Here is a 21,295-nt window from a genome sequence, read left to right as displayed (position 1 = left end):
AGTTATCGAATGACCCGGGTACGAGTCCCGTGCAGCTCCTGCCTGATTGCGGATGTGGATTATTTTTATCTATTATTTTCTCACACGAAACTTCCGGCGACGTATAAAAGAAGTAGGGTTTTTAATATCGCTAAATACTTCTGGCCATCCGGGCAGCCAAAAATCAAAACACACAAAGGAATCGTAATGAATCCAATCAATGTAGCCACTAATGGTGGCGCAAAAACGGCTGTGCAGCCATCGTTTTTGGAAGAGCTTTCCGGGTCCTTCAGGGGCCGGTTGCTGGCGCCCGGTGATTCCGGCTACGATGAAGCACGCACAATATGGAATGGGATGATTGATCGAAAGCCGGGGCTTATTGCCCGGTGCACCGGCGTCGCCGATGTTATCGCCGCCGTGAACTTCGCCCGCGAAAACAATCTCCTGACCACGATTCACGGCGGCGGTCACAACATAGCGGGATATGCCGTCTGTGACGACGGGCTGATGATAGACCTGTCACTCATGAAATCCGTTCGAGTCGAACCGGAAAGCAGGCTGGTTCACGTGCAGCCGGGAGCCACACTCGGCGATCTAGATCATGAAACACAGGCCTTCGGACTTGCCACCCCCGTTGGAATTAATTCCACCACCGGTGTGGCGGGTCTCACTCTCGGTGGCGGCTTCGGATGGCTCTCGCGAAAATACGGCCTCACCATCGACAACCTGAGCGCCGCCGATGTAGTCACCGCCGATGGCAAACTGCTGAGAGCCAACGAATGGGAGAACCAGGAGCTGTTCTGGGCCATTCGCGGCGGAGGCGGAAATTTCGGCGTGGTGACAAGGTTCGAGTTCCGACTCCATCCCGTGGGACCATCAGTCTACGCCGGCCTGATTGTCTATTCTCTCGACGAAGCCAGGCAGGTATTGGAAAAATACCGAGAGATAGTTCCAAAACTCGGCGATGAAACAAGCGTCTGGGTGGTCATGCGCAAAGCCCCGCCGCTTCCCTTTCTGCCGGAGTCCGTCCACGGCAAAGAAATCGTCGTTTTGGCCTGCTTTCACGGCGGAGATCCCTCCGAAGGAGAAAAAGCCATCTCTCCTTTCAGAAGTCTTGGAAACGTTCTCGGCGAATTCCTGGGAACGCAGCCCTACGCCGCATGGCAACAAGCTTTCGACCCACTGCTCACACCGGGAGCACGAAATTATTGGAAGTCCCATAACTTCACATCCCTTACCGACGCGGCAATCGATATCGCCATAGATTACGTTTCCAGGCTGCCTAACGAGGAATGCGAGATATTCTTTGGAATGCTTGGAGCCGAGGTAAACCGAAAGGGCGTCAAGGATACGGCCTACCCACACCGTAAGGCCGAATACATCATGAACGTGCACGGACGATGGCGGAATATGACTGATGATGAGAGGTGCACGCGGTGGGCCCGCGGACTGTACAAGGACATGGCTCCATGCGCCACCGGGGGTGTGTACGTGAATTTCCTGACCGCCGATGAAACCGATAGAGTACAGGCGGCGTATGGCGAGAATTATGATCGCCTTAAGAAGGCGAAGAAGACATACGACCCCGAAAATCTCTTTCGTATGAATCAGAATATTCTGCCGGGCAGATAAAACCAAATCCGCCCGGTCACTCGAACAAGAGAACCTGGTCGACTCTGAGCGTGTGATTCGGCCGCTAAATAGCCAGTTGACTCGGACACCCGAGGGCAAAATCCGTTAAATCGCCGGGCGCAAAGCGTGCCCGGCGAACAGACAAGTTCACTGAAGCGTCAACTCCCCAACCAGAGCGTCCAGATGATAAATCTCGTCTATGATATGCAGAACATACCGCGTATCGACACTGATTGAACGAGTCACCGATGGATTGAAAAGGTAGTCGGCCGCGATACTTTCATAATTACAGTCGAACAACACACCCACGAGTCTCCCCTTTCCATCGATAACCGGGCTTCCGGAATTACCACCCGTCGCATCGTTGGTCGAGAGAAAATTCACCGGCACGTCCCCGATGGCCGGATCTGCGTAAGCGCTGATACTTGCGTTGGCATGATACTCTTCCAGCGCCTCCGGCACGATAAAGGGATCCTCACCCGTCTCCTTCTCGATTACACCTTTCGCGGTGGTGAAACACTTATACCAAACGGCGTCGGAGGGGCTGTAACCTCTGACTACGCCAAAATTGACGCGCATCGTCCCGTTGGCATCGGGATACATTTCATTGTGATTAAACTCGGCATAGGCATTAATCAATTGGGGCTGAAGCCGAGTCGCGGTGCCCGCATGACGCTTCGCTCTATCGCTGTGTTCTTCACGTTCCGGATAAGTTACGCGCGCGAATTCGATCATCGGGTCGTTCAAACTCTCCAGCTCTTTAGTCGACATATGGAACATCTTCAGGCGCCACCCAAGATCGCCGACTTTCGTGTTGGCAAAGGCGTAGTCCAGCCACGTTTCAAGTTTCGTCTGCGGATCCGTTCCTTCAACCTGTCTGATAACTTCGTCGATTGTGCTCACGCGCTGTCCCTCGGGAAGATTCAACGCCCTGTCCAGGAAATACCCGACAAGCGCCCGTTCGTACTTGGGAACCAGGTTCACTTGCAAGTCCTCCAGCCACTCCCGTATGCTTGTCGAGTCACGGTCCTGATATCCGGATTCCCGCTCCATGTCATCCTTCTGACGTTCAACCGACCACTTATATAATGTAAAAGCGATGTCGACATAGTCCGACCACATCATGGAACCCATCACGAAATCCTTGTCGCGAGTACGGGATATCTCCCGATACAGACTATCCAACCCCGGGAGCACACCGCCATATTTCGTGCGAAGTTCCGGGCTGCTGTTTATGAAATCGGTCAGAGCAATCTCTGACTCAACTTTTCTCTCCAGCAGGTCCCACTGGTCGAATCCCTCGAGCATGCCAATGCGATTCTTCAGACCGTTGTTGATTCCCTTTACGGTAGAGGCAAGCCTGATAGCTGTTTCCGGATCATCGCGCGAAATATCCTCGATTATACCAAGTATGTCACGGTAGAGTTCGATGCGACTCGGGTAAGAGAAGTGAACAATATCATCGACCTCATAGGAACAGGCGTAGCGGTTGGTCTTTCCCGGAAACCCGATTATCATCGTAAAGTCGCCTTCCTCGATACCCGACTTCGCTATGGGGAAAAAGACCTTGGGATGATAGACTACATTCTCCTCTGAGTATTCAGCGACGCTGCCGTCGGGAGCCACATACGCGCGCAGGAATGAAAAATCTCCCGTGTGACGCGGCCACATCCAGTTATCTATATCGCCGCCGTACTCACCTATCGAGAGCGGCGGGACGTATACGATTCTCACGTCGCGTATCTGGAGGCGCGTATACAAAATGAACTGCTTGCCGTCGAACATCTTCGCCACCCGGCACTTTACATCGCCCTGCTTCTCCCCTTCGGCTATGATCTCCTTGATGGCGCGGTCGATTGCCTGATAACGCTCGAAATCGGTCATACCATCAGTGACCCGCGCAAGAACCCTCTCAGTAACATCGATGGCCGACTTCGTCACCCAGGCATCGTAACCGATTGCGGGGATTTCCTCTCCACGTGTCGCCGCGTAGAAACCGTCCCGCACGAGGTTCTTGACTACCGTGCTCTGCTTCTGTACGGCGTCGAAAGCAACATGATGGTTGGTAAGAATGAGACCATCGGCCGATACAAATGAACCAGTTGCTCCCAAACGCACCACTGCTTCACACAACCCGCCACCATCGGGATTATAAATATCGGCCGGGTTCAACTCCAGCCCCGAAGACCTGAAACTTTCAAACGGCATTTTGTCTACATCGTAATGCGGCCACATCCCCTCTTCGCCCACAACAACCCGCGCCGCGGTGAAAACTACCACAACTGTCAGTACGGCTATCCATTTACCGGAAGTCATAGAAACCTTCTCCTCCTAGAACAGTGCTCGTCATGCAACCGCCGCTTGTGATCAATAGGGATTAGCCAAGCCGGAACGAGACAAGGCGGTTGACCGATTGTTATTCGTTTTGACTGAAAGATAACCTCCCGCTGCCTGTTAGGGAACACTAAACTGGGCGATTTTTTGCGCTGGCAGGGCTTTCGTTTCCTCGCGACCAGAGTGCATGACCGCTTATGCCCTGCGATACTTTTGTTGTTGGTATTCAAACCAATGGATATATTGTCCAGTCGGCCGTCTTGATTGCATAGGCACGTTCTGTTGATTGCGTTGGTGGCTGACGATCTGAAAATCAAAAATGGTTGCCAAAATGCCGATCCGTTCGCTAATCATTTGCTTGACGTTGTGTGTCATAGTCACAACCCGCATATCGGGAGCCGACACCTGCCGGACTGTCCATGTGTTTGTCGCGCTCGCCGACAACGACCACCAGGGCATTATCCCCGTTCCGGCAAAACTCGGGGACGGAGAGGATCCCTACAACAATCTCTACTGGGGGGCCGCCTACGGCTTAAAAACATTCTTCAACCGCAGTTCCCAATGGAGCATGGTATCGGTTGCGCAACACGTGCGGCCGGACACCGTGCTCGAGCAGTGCGTTTTCCGGCACACGACACTTCCGCTGTGCGTCATCGCCCACGCCTATAAAGGAGAACGGATCAAACAGGCCGTATCCGATTTCTTCGCATGCGTCGCCGGACGAAAAACACCCGACATCTCCCGGGCGGAAGATTCCTCTTTGGTAGAGTCAGGCGCTTTCAACCCCCCCGATCTGGTTGCTTATGTCGGGCATGATGGACTAATGGATTTCAACCTCCCCATAGACAGCCTCAGCGCTGACAGCACCGGCCGGCAGGTCATAATTCTCGCATGCGTGAGCAAACAGTTTTTCGGCAGACACATCAGGGCACTCAGGGCCGATCCTGTTTTGTGGACAACGGGCCTGATGGCCCCCGAAGCCTACACCCTCGAAGCCGCTATCGTGGCATGGGCGGATGGCAAAGACCGCAGGGTAATCAGGGATGAGGCCGCCAGAGCATATGACCGTTATCAGCATTGCGGTTTCGAGGCGGCCAAACGGCTCCTGGTCACGGAGCAATAATTTCCACTGTCGAGCGGCTTTTCCGCTACGCGACAAAGACTTACCCCACGCTGTGCTCCATACCCCTCAATTCTTTTCTTTCGGCAGCCCTTAGCCAAAAATTCTCAGCGCCCATGAAAATAACAGTGGATTTTTCACGACAAAAAAGTCGATATTTCCGTCTGTTGGAAAACGCACAACCCTGACTATGGCAATGACCGAAAACCCGACCAAAAAACTGATCATCATATTCGCGGCGCTGTACTTCATTCAGGGCACAGGTGAACTGACAGCAGGTCTTCTGGCCCAACCGCTGCGATCCATGCTCAGAAACTGGGGGCGCGATACCACCGAAATCGCCACCTTCATGTTCCTTCTGGGATTCCCCTGGTACATAAAACCGGTCTTCGGGCTACTCACCGACTTCGTCCCGATCAGGGGCTACAGGCGAAAAAGCTACTTGATCCTGTCGAGCTCGTTGATGATCGTAGGTTTTCTGATCGCCACCATGATGCCTCTCACTCCCGGAGCTACCACAGCGATACTTCTGGCGCTGCTCCTGCCCAGTTTCGGCGTCGCCTTCAAGGATGTGGCGACCGATGCTACCATGGTGGAAGTAGGTCAGCCGCTGGGCCTCACTGGAAGAATTCAATCGGCGCAATGGGCTGCCATTTACGGCGCGGGTCTGCTGTGCGGCGTGGTCGGCGGATGGATCAGTCAGCACGAGCAGCAACGCCTCGGCTTTATGATATGCGCCATATTGGGCGCGGCCGCCCTGTATATCGCGATCTTCCACATCAAAGAAACACCTCGCCCCGAACTTCATCGCGACCAGCTCAAGCGCGCTATCAAGGTCCTCGGCGAAACGGCTCGGACACGCATCGTTATCCTCGTTGCCGTTTTCTATCTACTCGTGAGCTTCAACCCCTTTTCCGCCGATGTTCTCTACGTTCACATGACCACGGCTCTGGGATTCGACGATCAGTTCATCGGCTACACCTACACCATCGCCAGCCTTGGGGCGATTCTCTCCGCCGTCCTGTACGGATTGTATTCCAAACACGTGCCCCTGAGTTTTTTGCTCCACGGCTCGGTGATATTTATGGTCCTCTCGAAACTTGTTTATATCGGACTGGGCAGCCAGACCTCCGCCGTAATCATCAGCTTCGCCTACGGCTTCATTTACATGGTCACCAATCTCACCCAGCTCGAATTAGCTGCTCGATATTGCCCACCGGCCGCCGCCGGCACCGTGTTCGCGCTGCTGATGTCGCTGAGCAATTTCAGCGTCTCCGCATCAAGCATCATCGGCGGAAACTTTTACGATTCCTGGAAAACCTCCCTTGGCGTTGACACATCTTACACCCTGCTGGTGCTGGTAGGATCGGGCATAACGGCCCTCTGTTGGGTGCTGGTACCGTTTTTCCCGAAAAACAGGTAAGTCACCGGCTTTGCTCAAATCGATTTCTGCGGGGCCAACAGGCGCTATACTTCGGCGATACGCCGCAGCTGTCGGTCAGTCACGGTCGAAATGGGGAAGATGGTCAGGGATCGGAATTGAGATTTCCACATACCCCTGAAACACCCCCTCATTCGAGAGCGGAATTTGATGGATTATCTTCCTTCGACCGTTCTTCCGGATCGTGTAATGATTGGGCCGATGTTCCTTGAACATCGCGGCCAGTCTGGTCCTTGATGGTTCGGGATGACACGCCAAAACATCGCTCCCGACCAACGACGCTCCACCATCGGCGGCAAAAGTGGTGATTGAGGTTGGATTCATTTCGGTTATTATTCCATCGGCGTTCGTAACCGTGACTGCTATCGCCGCCAAGTCTGTCCACTTGCTACCGGACATCGAGTATCTCCTGTCTGATTTTTTGCTGCAAAGGAAATGCTCCTTGGCTTCCGGCGCAAGGACGATCTTGCGAGCCGCACCCCGTACGGCGCACAAAAACACACCACATCGCATACAGATTGCCGCTTCCGGTGTTGTTGACAACGGTCGTTGCGCGATTTAAATTGAATCGGCGCCCAAGCCTCATACGGAAGCAGGCGTTTGACAGCAGAACCAGGCTCTAAGACGTCAAGGAAAACGTCAATGACACGTCGTGCATTTGCAGAATCAAAAGACAAGAACTTAAGAGAATAGATGAGCCCAGGAGGTAGAAAATGAAAAGGTTGGTAATGTTAACGGCCGCTGCGGTCATACTGACGGTTGCCGCGCCGGTTACGTCGGTCGCAGCAGAGACATCTGTCGACAGCTCGCCGTCGTCAGAAGGATGGCAATCACCACCCGAAGAATGGCTCAACGTGCTGCACGCCCCGCAATTGCCCTCGGTATGGACATCACCGACCGGTGAGTATATGCTCCTGGCTGATCCCGTGGTTTATCCTCCCCTCGAAGAATTGGCGGCGCCGATGCACAAGCTGGCAGGCATCAGAGTAAATCCCGCTATTAACGGCAACCATGGCGAACACGGAGGCACATCGCCACGCCTGATCAAGGTCGAAGGAGGAACCGAAACGCCGCTTGATTTGCCGGCGAACTCCGAAGTCCATGATGTGGAATGGACTGTGGACGGTCAAACCTTCGCGCTCACCGTCGCTCACACTGACCACATTGGACTATGGGTCGGCTCGGTGGACGGCAAACTGACCAAGATTGATAACATCGCTGTCAATCCGCTCCTTGGCACACCGGTCTGCTGGCTGCCGGATCAAAAGCGTTTACTTGTCCGCAGCATCCCGAAACGTGGACCGGCTCCCGAGCCACCATCTATTCCGGCGGGCCCGATGATCCTCGAGGCCAATGGCGCCTCGGCACGCTCCACTTATGAGGCGCGCAACTTGCTTGAGACTGCCTATGATGACGCTCTCTTCGAATACTATACCACCAGCGAACTCGCGATCGTCGATCCGTCAACGAGGGAAGTTAAGACCCTCGGCGCTCCGGCTCCTTATGTGACGGCTGAGTTCTCCCCGGATGGCGGCTATCTGCTCGTGGAGCGTCTGGTTGGCCCGTGGTCCCACGAGGTTGCCTGGTGGCGATTCGCCACAGAAATCGAGGTATGGGATCAAAAGGGCAATTTTGTGGCGACCATCGCCTCCCTGCCCCTGGCCGACGCAGTCCCGATACACGGTGAACCCCTCGGCCCGCGCTCTGTTGCCTGGCGCCCCACCGCTCCGCACACACTCTTCTGGGTCGAGGCTCTCGATGGTGGAAATCCTGTAGCCGAGGTTCCTCACCGCGACCGGCTCATGTGTCTCGACGCGCCTTTCACGCAGGAGCCCCACGAAGTTTTCCGCGCCGAACACCGCATCCAACCATGGCTCAACGCCTGGGGCGCTGACGGCGGCATGCTTATGCTCACCCAGAATGAAAGAATGCGCCGATGGCGCTATGTGTGGCTTTTGGACGTGGACGAGGGTACATCGCGCCTGTGGTTCGACCTCGATGAGGACGATCGCTATGGAGATCCGGGCAATCCTCTATATCGTCCCTTGCCAAACGGTCGCTGGGTGCTGCGCCAGCAGGGAGACGCGGTTTATTTTAGAGGAAGCGGCGCCACCGACGAAGGCGACCGACCATTTCTGGATTTGCGACACATCGAGTCCGGCGAGACCGAACGGTTGTTCCGCTGCGACCCCGACCGATACGAGTACTTCGTGGCGTTCGCCGGCGATGAGAACCGCTTTGTGTTGCGCTCCGAATCTGCTGTTGAAGTTCCCAATTACTATCTGGCCACCCTGGGCGAGGCGATAGAGACGACGGAAGGGGAAGCCGGCCGAACCCTGACACGGGTACCCATAACGCGCTTTGAAGATCCCACCCCGCAGCTTCGGCAAATCGAGAAACGAATCGTGCGCTACGAACGCGAGGACGGTGTTCCCCTCAGCTTCCAGTTGCTTCTGCCCCCGGGCTACAAAGAAGGCACACGCCTGCCAACCGTGTTATATGCCTATCCGCTGGAGTACTCCGGGGTGGCAACCGCCGGACAGGTCAGGGGCTCTGCCCAACACTTTATGCGCATATACGGACCATCGCACCTTTACTTTTTGCTCAACGGCTATGCCGTGCTCGATCAAACCGCCATGCCCATGATCGGCGACCCCGAAACCACCTACGATACCTTCGTACAGCAACTCGTGGCGGACGCCAAGGCAGCTGTGGCTAAGGCCGTTGAAATGGGGGTAGCCGACCCCGAACGCATCGGCGTCATCGGGCACAGCCACGGCGGACTCATGGTCGCCAATTTGCTGGCGCACACCGATCTGTTTAAGGCAGGCATCGCCAGAAGCGGCTCGTACAATAAAACCAACCAGCCGTTCGGCTTTCAGTCCGAGCGTCGCTCCCTTTTCGAAGCGAGAGATGTATACATCCAGGTCTCGCCCACCTTCTTCGCCAACCAGGTCAATGAACCGGTACTGATTATACACGGCGATGATGACTCCAACCCGGGCACCCTTACCTTCCAGTCCGAAGTGTTCTTCGAGGCCGTGCGTGGTTCCGGCGGAACCGCCCGTCTGGTGCTGCTTCCCTTCGAGGACCACGGATACCGATCGCGCGAGAACGTGGAACACGTGCTCTGGGAACAACTCCGGTGGTTCGACAAATACGTAAAAGGCGCCTCCACCGAAACGTCGCAAGGCTCCATACTGGATTGACCTTGTTGGAAGCGCGTTCCGTCGATTGACTCGGATTCGCCAGAATCGTAAATCTGATGTCGATTCGGGAGAGTTGAACCACGCCTCCGCGCCGTGGAACAAGAGATTATCCAACGCTGTTACGAAAATGCGACACTTTCGGTAACCGCAAAACCATAAGGAATGAAAATCCGCAGTTCAGGAAGGCGGCATATGCCGCTTCTATTGCGATGTCACCGGGTATGAAAACCTCAGCCAGCATTATCTCTCTTTTGGCCTGGATTGCGATCAGTTTCGTTCCGGCTTTTGTCGGTTCACAGTTCATGCCCGGCGAGTGGTACAGCCAGTTGCGCAAGCCATCCTGGACACCTCCTGGCTATGTTTTCGGGCCTGTCTGGTCTTTCTTGTACTTGAGTATGGGCGTAGCCGCGTGGCTTGTCTGGAAACGGGGCGGGTACATGGCGGCACCCGTGGCTTTAACTCTGTTTTTCATTCAACTCATGTTTAATGGTATATGGTCATGGCTGTTCTTTGGCATACACCGTCCGGACCTGGCCTTCGTCGACATAACCATACTCTGGTGCCTCATACTGGCCACCGGGATCGCGTTTTGGCGTCAGAGTATCCCGGCCGGCGCGCTGCTGGTTCCCTATTTTCTGTGGGTATCATTCGCCGCTATTCTGAACTTCTCTATCTGGCGGTTGAACAGCGGAGGGTGACATGGGCGGCTTATCCCGTTTGCCGCACTTGATCAGAAGGCAACAACTGTGATGCTCGTAAAAACACTGAAACAATTAAGGCGATTGATCGTGGCCGTGATCGGCTTTACGGTTCTGGCCATCGGCATAGCGATGCTGGTTCTGCCGGGGCCCGCTATTATCGTAATTCCGGCAGGACTCGCCATTCTGTCTGCCGAGTTCGCCTGGGCCAGAAATCTGCTCAAAAAGATGAAAGCCAAGCTGCGTCGACAGTCCAATCCCGGTTCAATAGGCGATAATAATTCAAATCCTGGCCGGTAGCTGAACTCCCAACGGTGTCATTGCTGCGCGCGCTCTTTCGGCCACATTAGTGAGGCCGCAATCGACACCACGATAATAAGCCCCACTACACCCAGCGATATCCCGATAGGGATCTTGTAAATATCCGACAGCACCATCTTGATCCCCACGAACACAAGAATGATCGACAGACCATAATGCAGAAGATGAAACGACCGCATGACCCCGGCCACGGAAAAGTAAAGCGACCGAAGACCGAGGATCGCGAAGACGTTCGCCGTAAATACAATATAAGGGTCCTTGGTTACAGCAAAAATCGCCGGTATGGAATCGACCGCGAAGATAATATCGCTGGATTCTATGAGTAGGAGCACGACGAACAGAGGTGTCGCTAACCACCTGCCACCCTCACGGATGAAGAAATGCTTGCCTCGGTAGTCACGTGTGACTTCCATCACCTTGCGAAACAGGCGGAGAACCGGATTTCGTTCGGGATGAATCTGCTTGTCCTTCGCCCACCACATCTTGATCCCCGTGAAAATCAAAAACGCGCCAAAGATGTAGATGATCGCGTGAAATCTGGCGATAAGCAGCGCCCCCAGCGCGATAAATATCGCTCGGAAAATCAGCGCCCCGATTATTCCCCAAAACAGCACCCGATGCTGAAACTGCGCCGGTACATCGAAATAATTGAAAATCAAAAGAAAAACGAAGATATTATCGATACTCAGCGACTTCTCTATCAGATAGCCGGTCAGAAACTCCAACGCCGCGCCGGTCCCTCGTCCGGGACTGGTCGTCTCATACCGATAATAGATGAAAGCCATGAAAGCGAATGCCAGAACGATCCAGACTGCCGTCCAGATAAACGACTCGCGAATACTAACGATATGATCCCGACGATGAAAAACCCCCAGATCCAGCGCCAGCATACCCAGCACAAAGATCATAAACATACCGTACAGAAGCGCTTGATTGTGCAAATAAACTTCCATAATCCAGAACAATATGCCATTCCATTGTCAATTCGAGAAATGAAAAATTTACCGCAACTGATCCATCAGGGCGTACTCCAACTCAGAGCGTCGAAAAACAGGTTCGGACCGGCCGGAACTGAATCGTTTCGCTTTACGTTGTCCGGCGTCTGCCCTCATTCCAGAACGCTTCATAAAAAATAATGTGGAAAGGGAGAAAAATATTCTGTGCCCGCAAGTTGTTTGACTGCAATTGCTTGTGCTTGCTGTCGGCTGGAATTTAAGCGCGATGCCGCGCCGCGCGACCTTGCGCGGTAGTGTCGCCCTCATCAACACTCTCTACCAGCCATGCACGCCAACAACCGACTACCGTCCGATTTCCAATAACGCGCGATTATCCAAATACGACCGTGCGCAGGATGTTCGGCTTCAGTTTTTGCGAAATCACGTACTGTGACCGTGGTTATATATTCTGATGCAGGGAAACAACCTCTAAATCAACTCTCGCCTTAGCCTCAGAGCATTGGCCACCACCGACACCGAACTGAAACTCATTGCCGCCGCGGCAAACATGGGACTGAGAAGTATGCCGAGGAAAGGATACAATATCCCGGCCGCTATCGGTACACCTGCCGAATTATATACGAAGGCGAGAAACAGATTCTGCTTGATGTTGCGAATGGTCAACCGGCTGAGCTTTCGAGCACGCACGATTCCGCGCAGGTCCCCCTTGACCAATGTAACGCCCGCGCTCTCCATGGCGACATCCGTGCCGGTACCCATGGCGATACCGACGTGAGCCTGAGCCAACGCCGGAGCGTCATTGATACCGTCACCCGCCATTGCCACAAATTTCCCCTGACCCTGAAGTTTCTTGACCGCATCGGCTTTCTGGTCCGGCAACACCTCGGCCATGACATCGTCGATACCCAATTTGTCCGCCACAGCCTTTGCCGTGGTTTCGCTATCACCGGTCAACATCACGATAGCAATGCCTTCGTCGTGCAATTGCTTGATTGCCTCTGCGGTAGTGTCTTTGATTGGATCCGCTACCCCGATCAGCCCGGCCGCTCTGCCCCCAATCACTACGAACATGGACGTTTGTCCCTCTCGCCGCAACTCTTCTGCTTTATCTGCAAGGGAGCCTGCATCGACGCCAAGCTCCTCCAGAAGTGCCCGGTTTCCAAGAGCCACCCTCTCGCCATTAACAACACCCGTAACACCTTTCCCCGTGACTGACTTGAAGTTTTCGGCTCTTGACGGTTTGGCCCCTCGTTCCTTTGCGCCCGCGACGATAGCTGCGGCCAGGGGATGTTCACTTCCCATCTCCAATCCGGCTGCCATTGTTAGAATTTCCTTTTCACTTCGCGGCGACTGCGCATACACCGAGACCAGTCTCGGCTTACCCACTGTGAGTGTCCCCGTCTTGTCGACCACGAGCGTATCGACCTTGCGAAGAACCTCGATTGCTTCCGCGTTCTTGAACAATACGCCAGCCGCGGCGCCTCTTCCACTGGCGACCATGATTGACATCGGTGTGGCCAGACCGAGGGCGCAGGGACAGGCGATGATAAGTACCGCGACGGCATTGATCAGAGCGTGAGTGAGTTTTGGATCGGGACCAACCAGTGCCCACACAATAAATGTTACGACAGCTATACCAACCACGGTCGGGACGAAATACGCCGCGACCGCGTCGGCCATCCTCTGAATCGGGGCCTTGCTTCTCTGCGCACTGGCGACCATCTGCACGATCTGCGACAGCAACGTATCGGAACCAACTTTCTCCGCTTCGATCACAATCGACCCGGTGCCGTTGACCGTGGCGCCTATAACTTTATCCCCACTGCCTTTCTCAACCGGAATCGGCTCTCCCGTGATCATCGATTCGTCGACGGCACTGCTGCCAGCCACAACCTTACCATCAACCGGCACCTTCTCACCGGGTCGAACGCGAAGCTTGTCCCCTATCTGTACCTGATCAAGCGCAACATCTTCTTCAGATCCGTCCTGATTGACTCGCCGGGCTGTCTTCGGCGCTAAACCCAGAAGAGCCTTTATGGCTGCTCCCGTGCGACGCCTCGCCCTCAGTTCCAACACCTGCCCCAGCAGCACCAGTGCGACAATTACGGCCGCCGCTTCAAAATAGACACCCACTTCGCCCGATAAATCGCGAAACGCATCAGGGAATATTCCCGGAAATAGCGCGGCAATAAGACTATAGGTGTAAGCGACGCCGACACCAAGCCCGATAAGCGTAAACATATTTGGACTGCGATTTATTATCGACTGATACCCGCGAACAAAGAATGGCCACCCGCCCCAGAGCACAATCGGGGTAGCCAGCGCTAATTCAAACAGAGTTAAAATGCGCTCGCTGGCCAGAGTCTTAAGCCAGTCATTAAATCCCGGTATAAGCCCGCTCATCGCAATTGCCACCAGCGGTATTGAAAGTGCAACTGAGATCCAGAAGCGACGACTCATGTCACGCAGTTCAGGATTGTCCTCTTCGTCTATGGTCACAGTCCGCGGTTCCAAAGCCATACCGCATATTGGACAACTACCTGGACTGTCTCGGACTATCTCGGGATGCATCGGACAGGTGTACTCAGTCTTTGTCGCCTGCAGCCTCGGCATCTCCGGTTCCAAGGCCATCCCGCACTGCGGGCAGTCCCCTCCCCCTTGCTTTTTCACCTCCGGATGCATCGGGCACGTATACGTGGCATCTGCGGGTGCGGGCTTTCCGGCCACGTCCTGCCCCCTGTCCCCTTCAGGTATCGAGTGAGCAGCGTGGTGTGTCTCAATGGAAGATTTCTTCTTGGATGACGACGATTCGCCTGCACTTCCGGCAAACCCGTCAGGATCGTTCTTAAACTTGTTTCTACATCCCTCGCAGCAAAAATAGTATACTTCATCACCGTAACGCTCCCGGTGTGATGTGTCAGGCGACACGGTCATACCGCATACCGGATCGATTAACCCTGGCTCGCGACCGGCTGCTTCCAGTTGATTTTCATATTTGCTCTTGCAGTGGCTGCTGCAGAAATAAACGGATTCGCCATCTACCTCAAGCCGGTGTGGCGAATCGCCATCCACTTTCATACCGCATATCGGATCCGTATAGTTCATCTCTCAATGCTCCTCAAACATGCAATCTATCCCACGAAAATTGACCGGAGACCTTGCTCGCCTGAAATACCCCCTCGCAGGAATTGTGACATCCGGCCCCGTCACATTATGGCATCAACCGCGCAGAACCAGCAAGCGCCGGTCCGTAGTAGATTCAACAATCTGGAGACCTCATTGTTCGCGTGACTTTAGTGACGCCACAACGAAGTCGCCCCAAAATGATTTTATATCAATAAGTTACGTTGACGTGTGTGTATTTTAAAGGGAAGTACGGCCGTGACTTTTGTAGGCTTCTCGCGCCAATCTCACCAATTCCCAGTAGGGAGGCGAATATCCGTTAGCTTTTCTAAACTCGGATATCTTTTTCTTAAGAATGATCTTCGTCCCCCGGTGCTGCTCACTCAGCCACTGATTCTGGAGCGCGGAGGTGGCTCCCATACCTTCAGGGATGGGGCCAACCTCACCGAAACAATTGAGTATGACGCTGTAAAGCTTAATGACTCTGGCAGCAGGCAGCATATACCACGTATACTCCAACCGGTCCCCGTTACTGGCGCCTTCGAGCATGACATCGATGATCGCATTGTCGATGTGGTCTTCCATAAGAGTCTCTGGGTCTCGCCATTCGGCAACTACCCTCAACTGCGGGTCATATTCGAGATCCGAAGGCTCCTGTGTGGTAAAATTCCTCACGCCGAAAGCTGCCAGCCAACTGCGAAGGCCGGGCTCCGAAATATGTGAAAGCTTCTTCCATAGCGGGAAATCAAGGCTGTCGTACGCCGATGATACGACCTCCGAACAGAAAAGCCTACTATCATCTCGCGTGTTCATTTCAAAATCGTACGGAATGTGGTTCGATCTCGCCATATCGAGAGCGAGGCACGCGGCTCGATGTGGTAACATCGGATCGACCATCATCGATGGCAGGTCGGACCGGGGACGCAACACCATTATACGGAGTTTCTTGTCGTTTAGATACTGCTCCCGCGTCGAGACCGTTACCCCGCACTCGATGTGCGCCTCGATGATCGAAATCTCTCCCGTGGAATCATCCACGTGGCACAGGGCAGCATGCGAGAAATTACCCGCATAATCACTCCCACGGGCGATCAGAGCCGAAGTAGGGGCGCCGCCACGCGATATCAAGATATCTCCGCTGTGAACCTGGACCCCATTTATTTCTGCTGAAGGAGTCTTTGATGGCTCATCGCAAACACTCTCCAGCTCCAAAATGGCTCCAGGCTCAGCCTGCAGCATAGCTTCTTCGACAGCCGTACGTCCACCATACAGAAGACGGTACAGCCGGTCCGATGCCTCACGCGATCCGAGGTCCCACTCAAGCGACAGGTCTTTGATCAAGCAGCGCATTTGTTCAAAGGCCCGAACATACTCCCGCAGCAATTCCGGACAGACCGCAATTAAGACGCCCAACTCGAAGAATGCCTTCTCCAGATTGTTTAGCGCAGGGTCCGATGGAGCAGCTCTCACCGCGCCGACTTCATACACAATACTGTCAAGCGCGCGCATGCGAGAAGAGATTGTGTCCGTAAGAACAGAGCATCCCACGTCCCTCTTTTGTCGAAACTCGGACTCCAGGGACGACCAGTATTCGTCCTGCCCCCAGACGAAGGCTGAGTGAGTAGAATAAGCACCAATTACCGGGGGCGTTTCGGGAATGAGAAGAACCGCGTAGACCGCGATGATGACAAGGGTCAATATCAGGAGCCATTTGATTTTACTTCCGGTCACCGTCTGTTCCTATCGCTAACAACACCTAATCGTCTGGACAATTAAAGCCCGTATGTAACCCCGCAGTGTGTGCGTCTGCTCAGGCGTTTCGATCCATCTCGAGATAATTATCAATCTTTCCGGCTCTTTCCGCTGGTGGATTGGTGGGACTTTCTCCGGATAGCCCAGTGATACGCGATAATTGTGCGGTCGTCCGGTATCCCCAACTCATTTCTCATTTCCGAAGCATATATTTCAGTCGCGAAATTCACCCAGCACGCCGCCAGCCCACGTGAACTCGCATCCTTCATTGAATAACTGGCGGCCAGAACCCAATCCACATAAAGATTCTTTAAATGGGAGCATCCAAGAATCATCACAAGACACGGAGTATTATAAAAGAACACTGAACGCCTCGTTTTGAAGCATTTTTCCGTGCTGCTTGGCATAGTCATCCGGATTAGCCTCGACGCGAGCAAGAATATTGTTTCTTTCTCTGGTCCGAGATCCTCGTCAGAGTCTCTTTATCATCAACAACGATATACTTCCATGGATACGGGACCATCCTGATAATCTCATATGAACGACCGCTTTATGAATACGTCATCGAACCTTATGACCGAACTTCCCTCTCTTACTGCTATCCTCTGATACCCAAATAAAACCGAACAGCGGGTTCTAATTCTAAGAAATGCATTCGCGACAGCCCCGACAACCAAAAACGCCGTATTTAGCACCCTGATGTCACCGCATCTGACAAACCTTCTTGAGGTATCTGCCGGCCCCGGTCCGATGCTTTTCCTCTTGCCCATTGCGCCGCATAGAGATCTGTCTGGACATTAGGGTCGCCGAAGCTGAATCTTCATTTCTATCCACTCCTAAATAGGAACAACTCTACAACAAGGTTGTTTAGTATGAAATGACGGCTGATAGAGTCAACACGCACTCGCTGATAAAGGGATTTGTGAAGCTTTGCAGAGAAAAGGGGCTACGGGCAACACATCAAAGAACGGAAATATTCAAAGCTTTGTCAGAGCATCCCAATCATCCAACAACCGAAGAAATTTTCAATCGAGTACGAAAGCATCTTAAAACGATATCATTGGATACCGTTTACAGAACGATTGCGACATTCGAAGAGCACGGGCTGATCGGAAGAGTCTACCACGTCGACAACACAACTCGCTTTGACATCAATCTCTCCAATCATCACCACCTGGTCTGCGCCAGGTGCCATACGATAGAAGACTTCTATTGGCCCGAGTTTGATCGGATGAAACCGCCCAAATCAGTTACTAACTGGACTCGGATTGATACAAAACAGGTAATTATAAACGGCTTGTGTTCAAGTTGTAAGGAGATATCATGAGCAATCAAAACAAAGAAGGCGCGGGTAAGTGCCCGGTAACAGGCATAGCAAGCCGCGGAAGAACGAACCGCGACTGGTGGCCAAATCAGTTGAATCTGAAGATACTCCACCAGCACTCCGCCAAATCCGATCCCATGGGTGCGGATTTCAACTATGCTGAACAATTCAAGAAACTCGACTATAAAGCCCTCAAGAAAGATCTCTACGATCTGATGACTGACTCACAGGACTGGTGGCCGGCCGACTGGGGCCACTATGGGGGACTTTTCATCCGCATGGCCTGGCACAGCGCTGGCACTTATCGCATGGGCGATGGCCGCGGGGGAGGTGGCACCGGTAACCAGCGTTTCGCACCCCTCAACAGCTGGCCCGACAACGTGAACCTCGACAGAGCACGACGCCTTCTCTGGCCAATCAAACAAAAATATGGCCAGAGAATCTCCTGGGCCGATCTCATGATCCTCGCCGGCAATTGCGCGCTTGAATCAATGGGATTCAAAACTTTCGGCTTCGCCGGCGGCCGCGCCGATATCTGGGAACCGGAAGAAGACATCTACTGGGGCGCCGAAGAAGAGTGGCTGGCCACAAGCGACAAACCAAAAAGCCGATACACGGGCGACCGGGATCTGGAAAACCCCCTCGCGGCCGTGCAAATGGGTCTGATCTATGTAAACCCGGAAGGTCCCGATGGCAACCCGGATCCGGTGGCGTCGGGTCGTGACGTTCGAGAGACATTCGCCCGCATGGCCATGAATGACGAAGAAACCGTCGCTCTCGTAGCCGGCGGACACACCTTCGGTAAATGCCACGGCGCGGGCGACGCGGCGCTGCTCGGTCCCGCGCCCGAAGCCGCGCCCATTGAACAGCAGGGTCTCGGATGGAAAAGCAGTTTCAAAAGCGGCAAAGGCGGTGATACCATCACAAGCGGTATCGAAGGCGCCTGGAAGCCAAACCCGACCAAATGGGATTTGGGCTATCTGAAAGTACTGTTCAAGTACGAGTGGGAGTTGATCAAGAGCCCGGCCGGAGCAAACCAGTGGGTTGCGAAAGACGTCGACGAAGAAGACATGATTGTTGACGCGCACGATCCGTCGAAAAAACACCGCCCGATTATGACTACGGCGGATCTCTCGCTGAAACTCGATCCCATCTATGAGCCGATCGCGCGACGCTTTCTGAAAAATCCCAAAGAATTCGCGGACGCCTTTGCCAGAGCCTGGTTCAAGCTGACTCACCGCGACATGGGTCCCCGCGCACGCTATCTTGGTCCGGAAGTGCCAAAAGAAGAGCTCATCTGGCAGGATCCCATTCCCGCGGTCAATCACAAACTGATCAACAAGCGGGATATCGCTTCCCTCAAGAAAGAAATCCTGGCTTCCGGTCTGTCTGTATCGCAACTCGTATCGACCACCTGGGCGTCGGCATCCACCTTCCGTGGTTCGGACATGCGAGGCGGAGCCAATGGCGCGCGGATTCGTCTCGCACCCCAGAAGGACTGGGAAGTCAACCAGCCTGACCAACTCGCTAAGGTGCTCAAGACTCTGGAGCGCATCCAGAAAGAATTCAACAAAGCCCAGTCCGGCGACAAAAAGGTTTCACTCGCCGATTTAATCGTTCTGGGTGGTTGCGCGGGCATCGAGCAGGCGGCTAGGAAAGCCGGTCACGAAGTGACCGTTCCCTTTACGCCAGGGCGCATGGACGCCACACAGAAAAAAACAGATGTGGATTCTTTTGCCGTACTCGAGCCAAAAGCCGATTGTTTCCGCAATTACCAGAAAGCCAAATACAGCGTGCGGGCCGAGGAATTGATGGTTGACCGTGCGCAGTTACTGACTCTCACCGCACCGGAGATGACTGTTCTTGTCGGTGGGTTGCGCGTGCTGGGCGCCAACTTCGGGGGATCCAAACACGGCGTCTTCACCGGCCGACCTGAGACGCTCACGAACGACTTCTTTGTCAACTTACTCGACATGAACACCGAGTGGAAGGCCGCGTCGCCAGACGAGGACCTGTTCGAGGGACGCGACCGCGCCACGGGTAAAGTCAAGTGGACCGGCACTCGTGTCGACCTGATCTTCGGTTCGAACTCTCAACTGCGGGCGCTGGCGGAAGTCTACGCCTGCAAGGACTCGCAGGAGAAATTCGTTAATGACTTCGTGGCTGCCTTCAACAAGGTAATGAATCTTGATCGCTTCGATTTGGCATAATCGGAGAGCTTAGACTAAGCAATAAGGAGGCCGACCGGGTCGGCCTCCCTTTGTTATATCGCCGGGCAACGATTCAACGCGATAGACAAGTAACGGCTCGTGTCCAAACACCGGGATCCTCAGTCACATTTGCTGCGACCAAACTGTGCCCACCGCCGTTGTACGCTGTCACATGATATTCAACGATATAAGCCGGAATAAGATTTAGTAGATTGCCTGATTGACTAGCGTGCACCCCATTCGACGAACACCCCGCCATTCTCCCGCCCGTACTTTACAAGATTTCGGGGCTGAATCGATGTCTCGAAGCGCCTTTCAGATTCTCTCAAATCATCTCCTTCGACAAAGACGCCTGATGCACAGATGCTGACCTAAAGACTGTCTCGTCCGTATCTTTCCGGACGCGATCGACGCGCTACCCTCTGCGCTGACTCGGCATGCGCGAAAGCAACCGAAGCAAGGCATCAAGTATGGTGATGGGATGCGGCGGACAACCAGGGACGAAGAGATCTACCTTGAGATGGCTTCCTGCACCGTTGTGCACCTGAGGGTGATCGATATAAGGCCCGCCTGAGATTGCGCACGCGCCAACGGCGATGACGATTTTTGGATCTGGTACGGCTTCGTAGGTTTTGAGCAGTGCCAACCTCATATTCTCGGTAACCGGACCCGTAATGAGCAAACCATCCGCGTGGCGAGGTGAGGCCACGAATTGAATGCCAAAGCGTCCAAGATCGAAGACAATCGTGTTCAGTACGTTTACGTCCACCTCGCACCCGTTACATCCGCCGGCACTGACCTGGCGCAACCGCAAAGATCGTTTGAACAGCCGCAGCATCTCACTATTAAGACTCTTGATCCGCGATTGCTCGGAGTCAAAACGAACCACCAGATCTGAACGCCCACTACTACCCAAACTGTATTCTTTCGTGAATCGAATCAGGCCGCTCGAACAGGCTAATTCGCATTCGCCACAAAAAAGACAGCGGCCTAAATCCAGCTCGGGATGACTGTCTACAACTCTCAGGGCCTCGGTCGGGCATGAATCAATACACTCGCGGCAACCTTTGCCGCACGGTTCGGAAGAAATAACCGGCCGCCCCTGGAATCGCACCGGCAGTATTGGCGGGGCATCGGGGAACTCGACGGTACGACTTCCAAATCGCGCTCTGGCCAGCAAAGCTTTCAACATAATA

At 54.0% G+C, this 21,295-nt stretch carries 15 protein-coding genes; 9 read left to right on the top strand and 6 right to left on the bottom strand.

Annotated elements, in window-relative coordinates:
• Nucleotides 1–186 precede the first annotated feature (186 nt).
• Nucleotides 187–1,611 carry an FAD-binding oxidoreductase gene (locus tag AB1483_02140; GenBank protein MEW6411254.1) on the top strand — a complete coding sequence of 475 codons (1,425 nt, stop codon included), beginning with the start codon at nucleotides 187–189 and terminating at the stop codon, nucleotides 1,609–1,611.
• 147 nt (nucleotides 1,612–1,758) lie between these two features.
• On the opposite strand, the gene AB1483_02135 is transcribed toward AB1483_02140, so the two are convergent.
• Nucleotides 1,759–3,927, bottom strand: a complete 2,169-nt coding sequence (locus tag AB1483_02135) for a S46 family peptidase (protein MEW6411253.1) — start codon at nucleotides 3,925–3,927, stop codon at nucleotides 1,759–1,761.
• Between the two features lie 349 nt (nucleotides 3,928–4,276).
• On the opposite strand from AB1483_02135, the gene AB1483_02130 reads away from it, so the two are divergent.
• Both AB1483_02130 and AB1483_02125 read left to right on the top strand, forming a co-directional pair.
• Entirely contained in the window at nucleotides 4,277–5,068 is a 792-nt protein-coding gene (locus AB1483_02130) for a hypothetical protein (protein ID MEW6411252.1), read from the top strand.
• 187 nt (nucleotides 5,069–5,255) lie between these two features.
• On the top strand, nucleotides 5,256–6,488 hold the full coding sequence (locus AB1483_02125; GenBank protein ID MEW6411251.1) for an MFS transporter: 1,233 nt from the start codon (nucleotides 5,256–5,258) through the stop codon (nucleotides 6,486–6,488).
• Between the two features lie 75 nt (nucleotides 6,489–6,563).
• Here AB1483_02125 and AB1483_02120 read toward each other — a convergent pair whose 3' ends face one another.
• Nucleotides 6,564–6,905, bottom strand: coding sequence for a diguanylate cyclase (locus AB1483_02120; protein MEW6411250.1), 342 nt, complete (start codon nucleotides 6,903–6,905; stop codon nucleotides 6,564–6,566).
• 314 nt (nucleotides 6,906–7,219) lie between these two features.
• On the opposite strand from AB1483_02120, the gene AB1483_02115 reads away from it, so the two are divergent.
• From AB1483_02115 to AB1483_02105, 3 genes are all read left to right on the top strand, one after another.
• A complete protein-coding gene (locus tag AB1483_02115) occupies nucleotides 7,220–9,715 on the top strand; it encodes a prolyl oligopeptidase family serine peptidase (protein ID MEW6411249.1) in 2,496 nt (831 codons plus the stop codon).
• Nucleotides 9,716–9,936: 221 nt separating this feature from the next.
• Nucleotides 9,937–10,413 (top strand): TspO/MBR family protein, encoded by a 477-nt coding sequence (locus AB1483_02110; protein MEW6411248.1) that lies wholly within the window; start codon nucleotides 9,937–9,939, stop codon nucleotides 10,411–10,413.
• 51 nt (nucleotides 10,414–10,464) lie between these two features.
• Nucleotides 10,465–10,713, top strand: a complete 249-nt coding sequence (locus AB1483_02105; GenBank protein MEW6411247.1) for a PGPGW domain-containing protein — start codon at nucleotides 10,465–10,467, stop codon at nucleotides 10,711–10,713.
• Between the two features lie 17 nt (nucleotides 10,714–10,730).
• On the opposite strand, the gene AB1483_02100 is transcribed toward AB1483_02105, so the two are convergent.
• Nucleotides 10,731–11,675: a TerC family protein gene (locus tag AB1483_02100; protein ID MEW6411246.1), complete on the bottom strand. Its 945-nt coding sequence runs from the start codon at nucleotides 11,673–11,675 to the stop codon at nucleotides 10,731–10,733.
• 280 nt (nucleotides 11,676–11,955) lie between these two features.
• Between AB1483_02100 and AB1483_02095 the strand changes: the two genes are divergently transcribed.
• The gene (locus AB1483_02095) at nucleotides 11,956–12,123 is read left to right on the top strand and encodes a hypothetical protein (protein MEW6411245.1); all 168 of its coding nucleotides are present in this window, start codon (nucleotides 11,956–11,958) and stop codon (nucleotides 12,121–12,123) included.
• Nucleotides 12,124–12,158: 35 nt separating this feature from the next.
• Here AB1483_02095 and AB1483_02090 read toward each other — a convergent pair whose 3' ends face one another.
• Both AB1483_02090 and AB1483_02085 read right to left on the bottom strand, forming a co-directional pair.
• On the bottom strand, nucleotides 12,159–14,795 hold the full coding sequence (locus AB1483_02090) for a heavy metal translocating P-type ATPase (GenBank protein MEW6411244.1): 2,637 nt from the start codon (nucleotides 14,793–14,795) through the stop codon (nucleotides 12,159–12,161).
• 258 nt (nucleotides 14,796–15,053) lie between these two features.
• Nucleotides 15,054–16,544, bottom strand: coding sequence for a YiiX/YebB-like N1pC/P60 family cysteine hydrolase (locus tag AB1483_02085; protein MEW6411243.1), 1,491 nt, complete (start codon nucleotides 16,542–16,544; stop codon nucleotides 15,054–15,056).
• Between the two features lie 898 nt (nucleotides 16,545–17,442).
• Between AB1483_02085 and AB1483_02080 the strand changes: the two genes are divergently transcribed.
• Nucleotides 17,443–17,892: a transcriptional repressor gene (locus tag AB1483_02080; GenBank protein ID MEW6411242.1), complete on the top strand. Its 450-nt coding sequence runs from the start codon at nucleotides 17,443–17,445 to the stop codon at nucleotides 17,890–17,892.
• Nucleotides 17,889–20,099 (top strand): catalase/peroxidase HPI, encoded by a 2,211-nt coding sequence (gene katG / locus AB1483_02075; protein ID MEW6411241.1) that lies wholly within the window; start codon nucleotides 17,889–17,891, stop codon nucleotides 20,097–20,099. The genes AB1483_02080 and katG overlap by 4 nt, the downstream gene beginning before the upstream one ends.
• Nucleotides 20,100–20,514: 415 nt before the next feature.
• Here katG and AB1483_02070 read toward each other — a convergent pair whose 3' ends face one another.
• Nucleotides 20,515–21,291, bottom strand: a complete 777-nt coding sequence (locus tag AB1483_02070; protein MEW6411240.1) for a hydrogenase — start codon at nucleotides 21,289–21,291, stop codon at nucleotides 20,515–20,517.
• Between the last annotated feature and the right edge of the window lie 4 nt (nucleotides 21,292–21,295).

The organism is Candidatus Zixiibacteriota bacterium (assembly GCA_040756055.1).
In the GTDB taxonomy this organism is placed as follows: Bacteria; Zixibacteria; MSB-5A5; order GN15; family FEB-12.
Note: the sequence above shows the minus strand (reverse complement) of the source record. Positions and strands in the feature narration are given on the sequence as shown.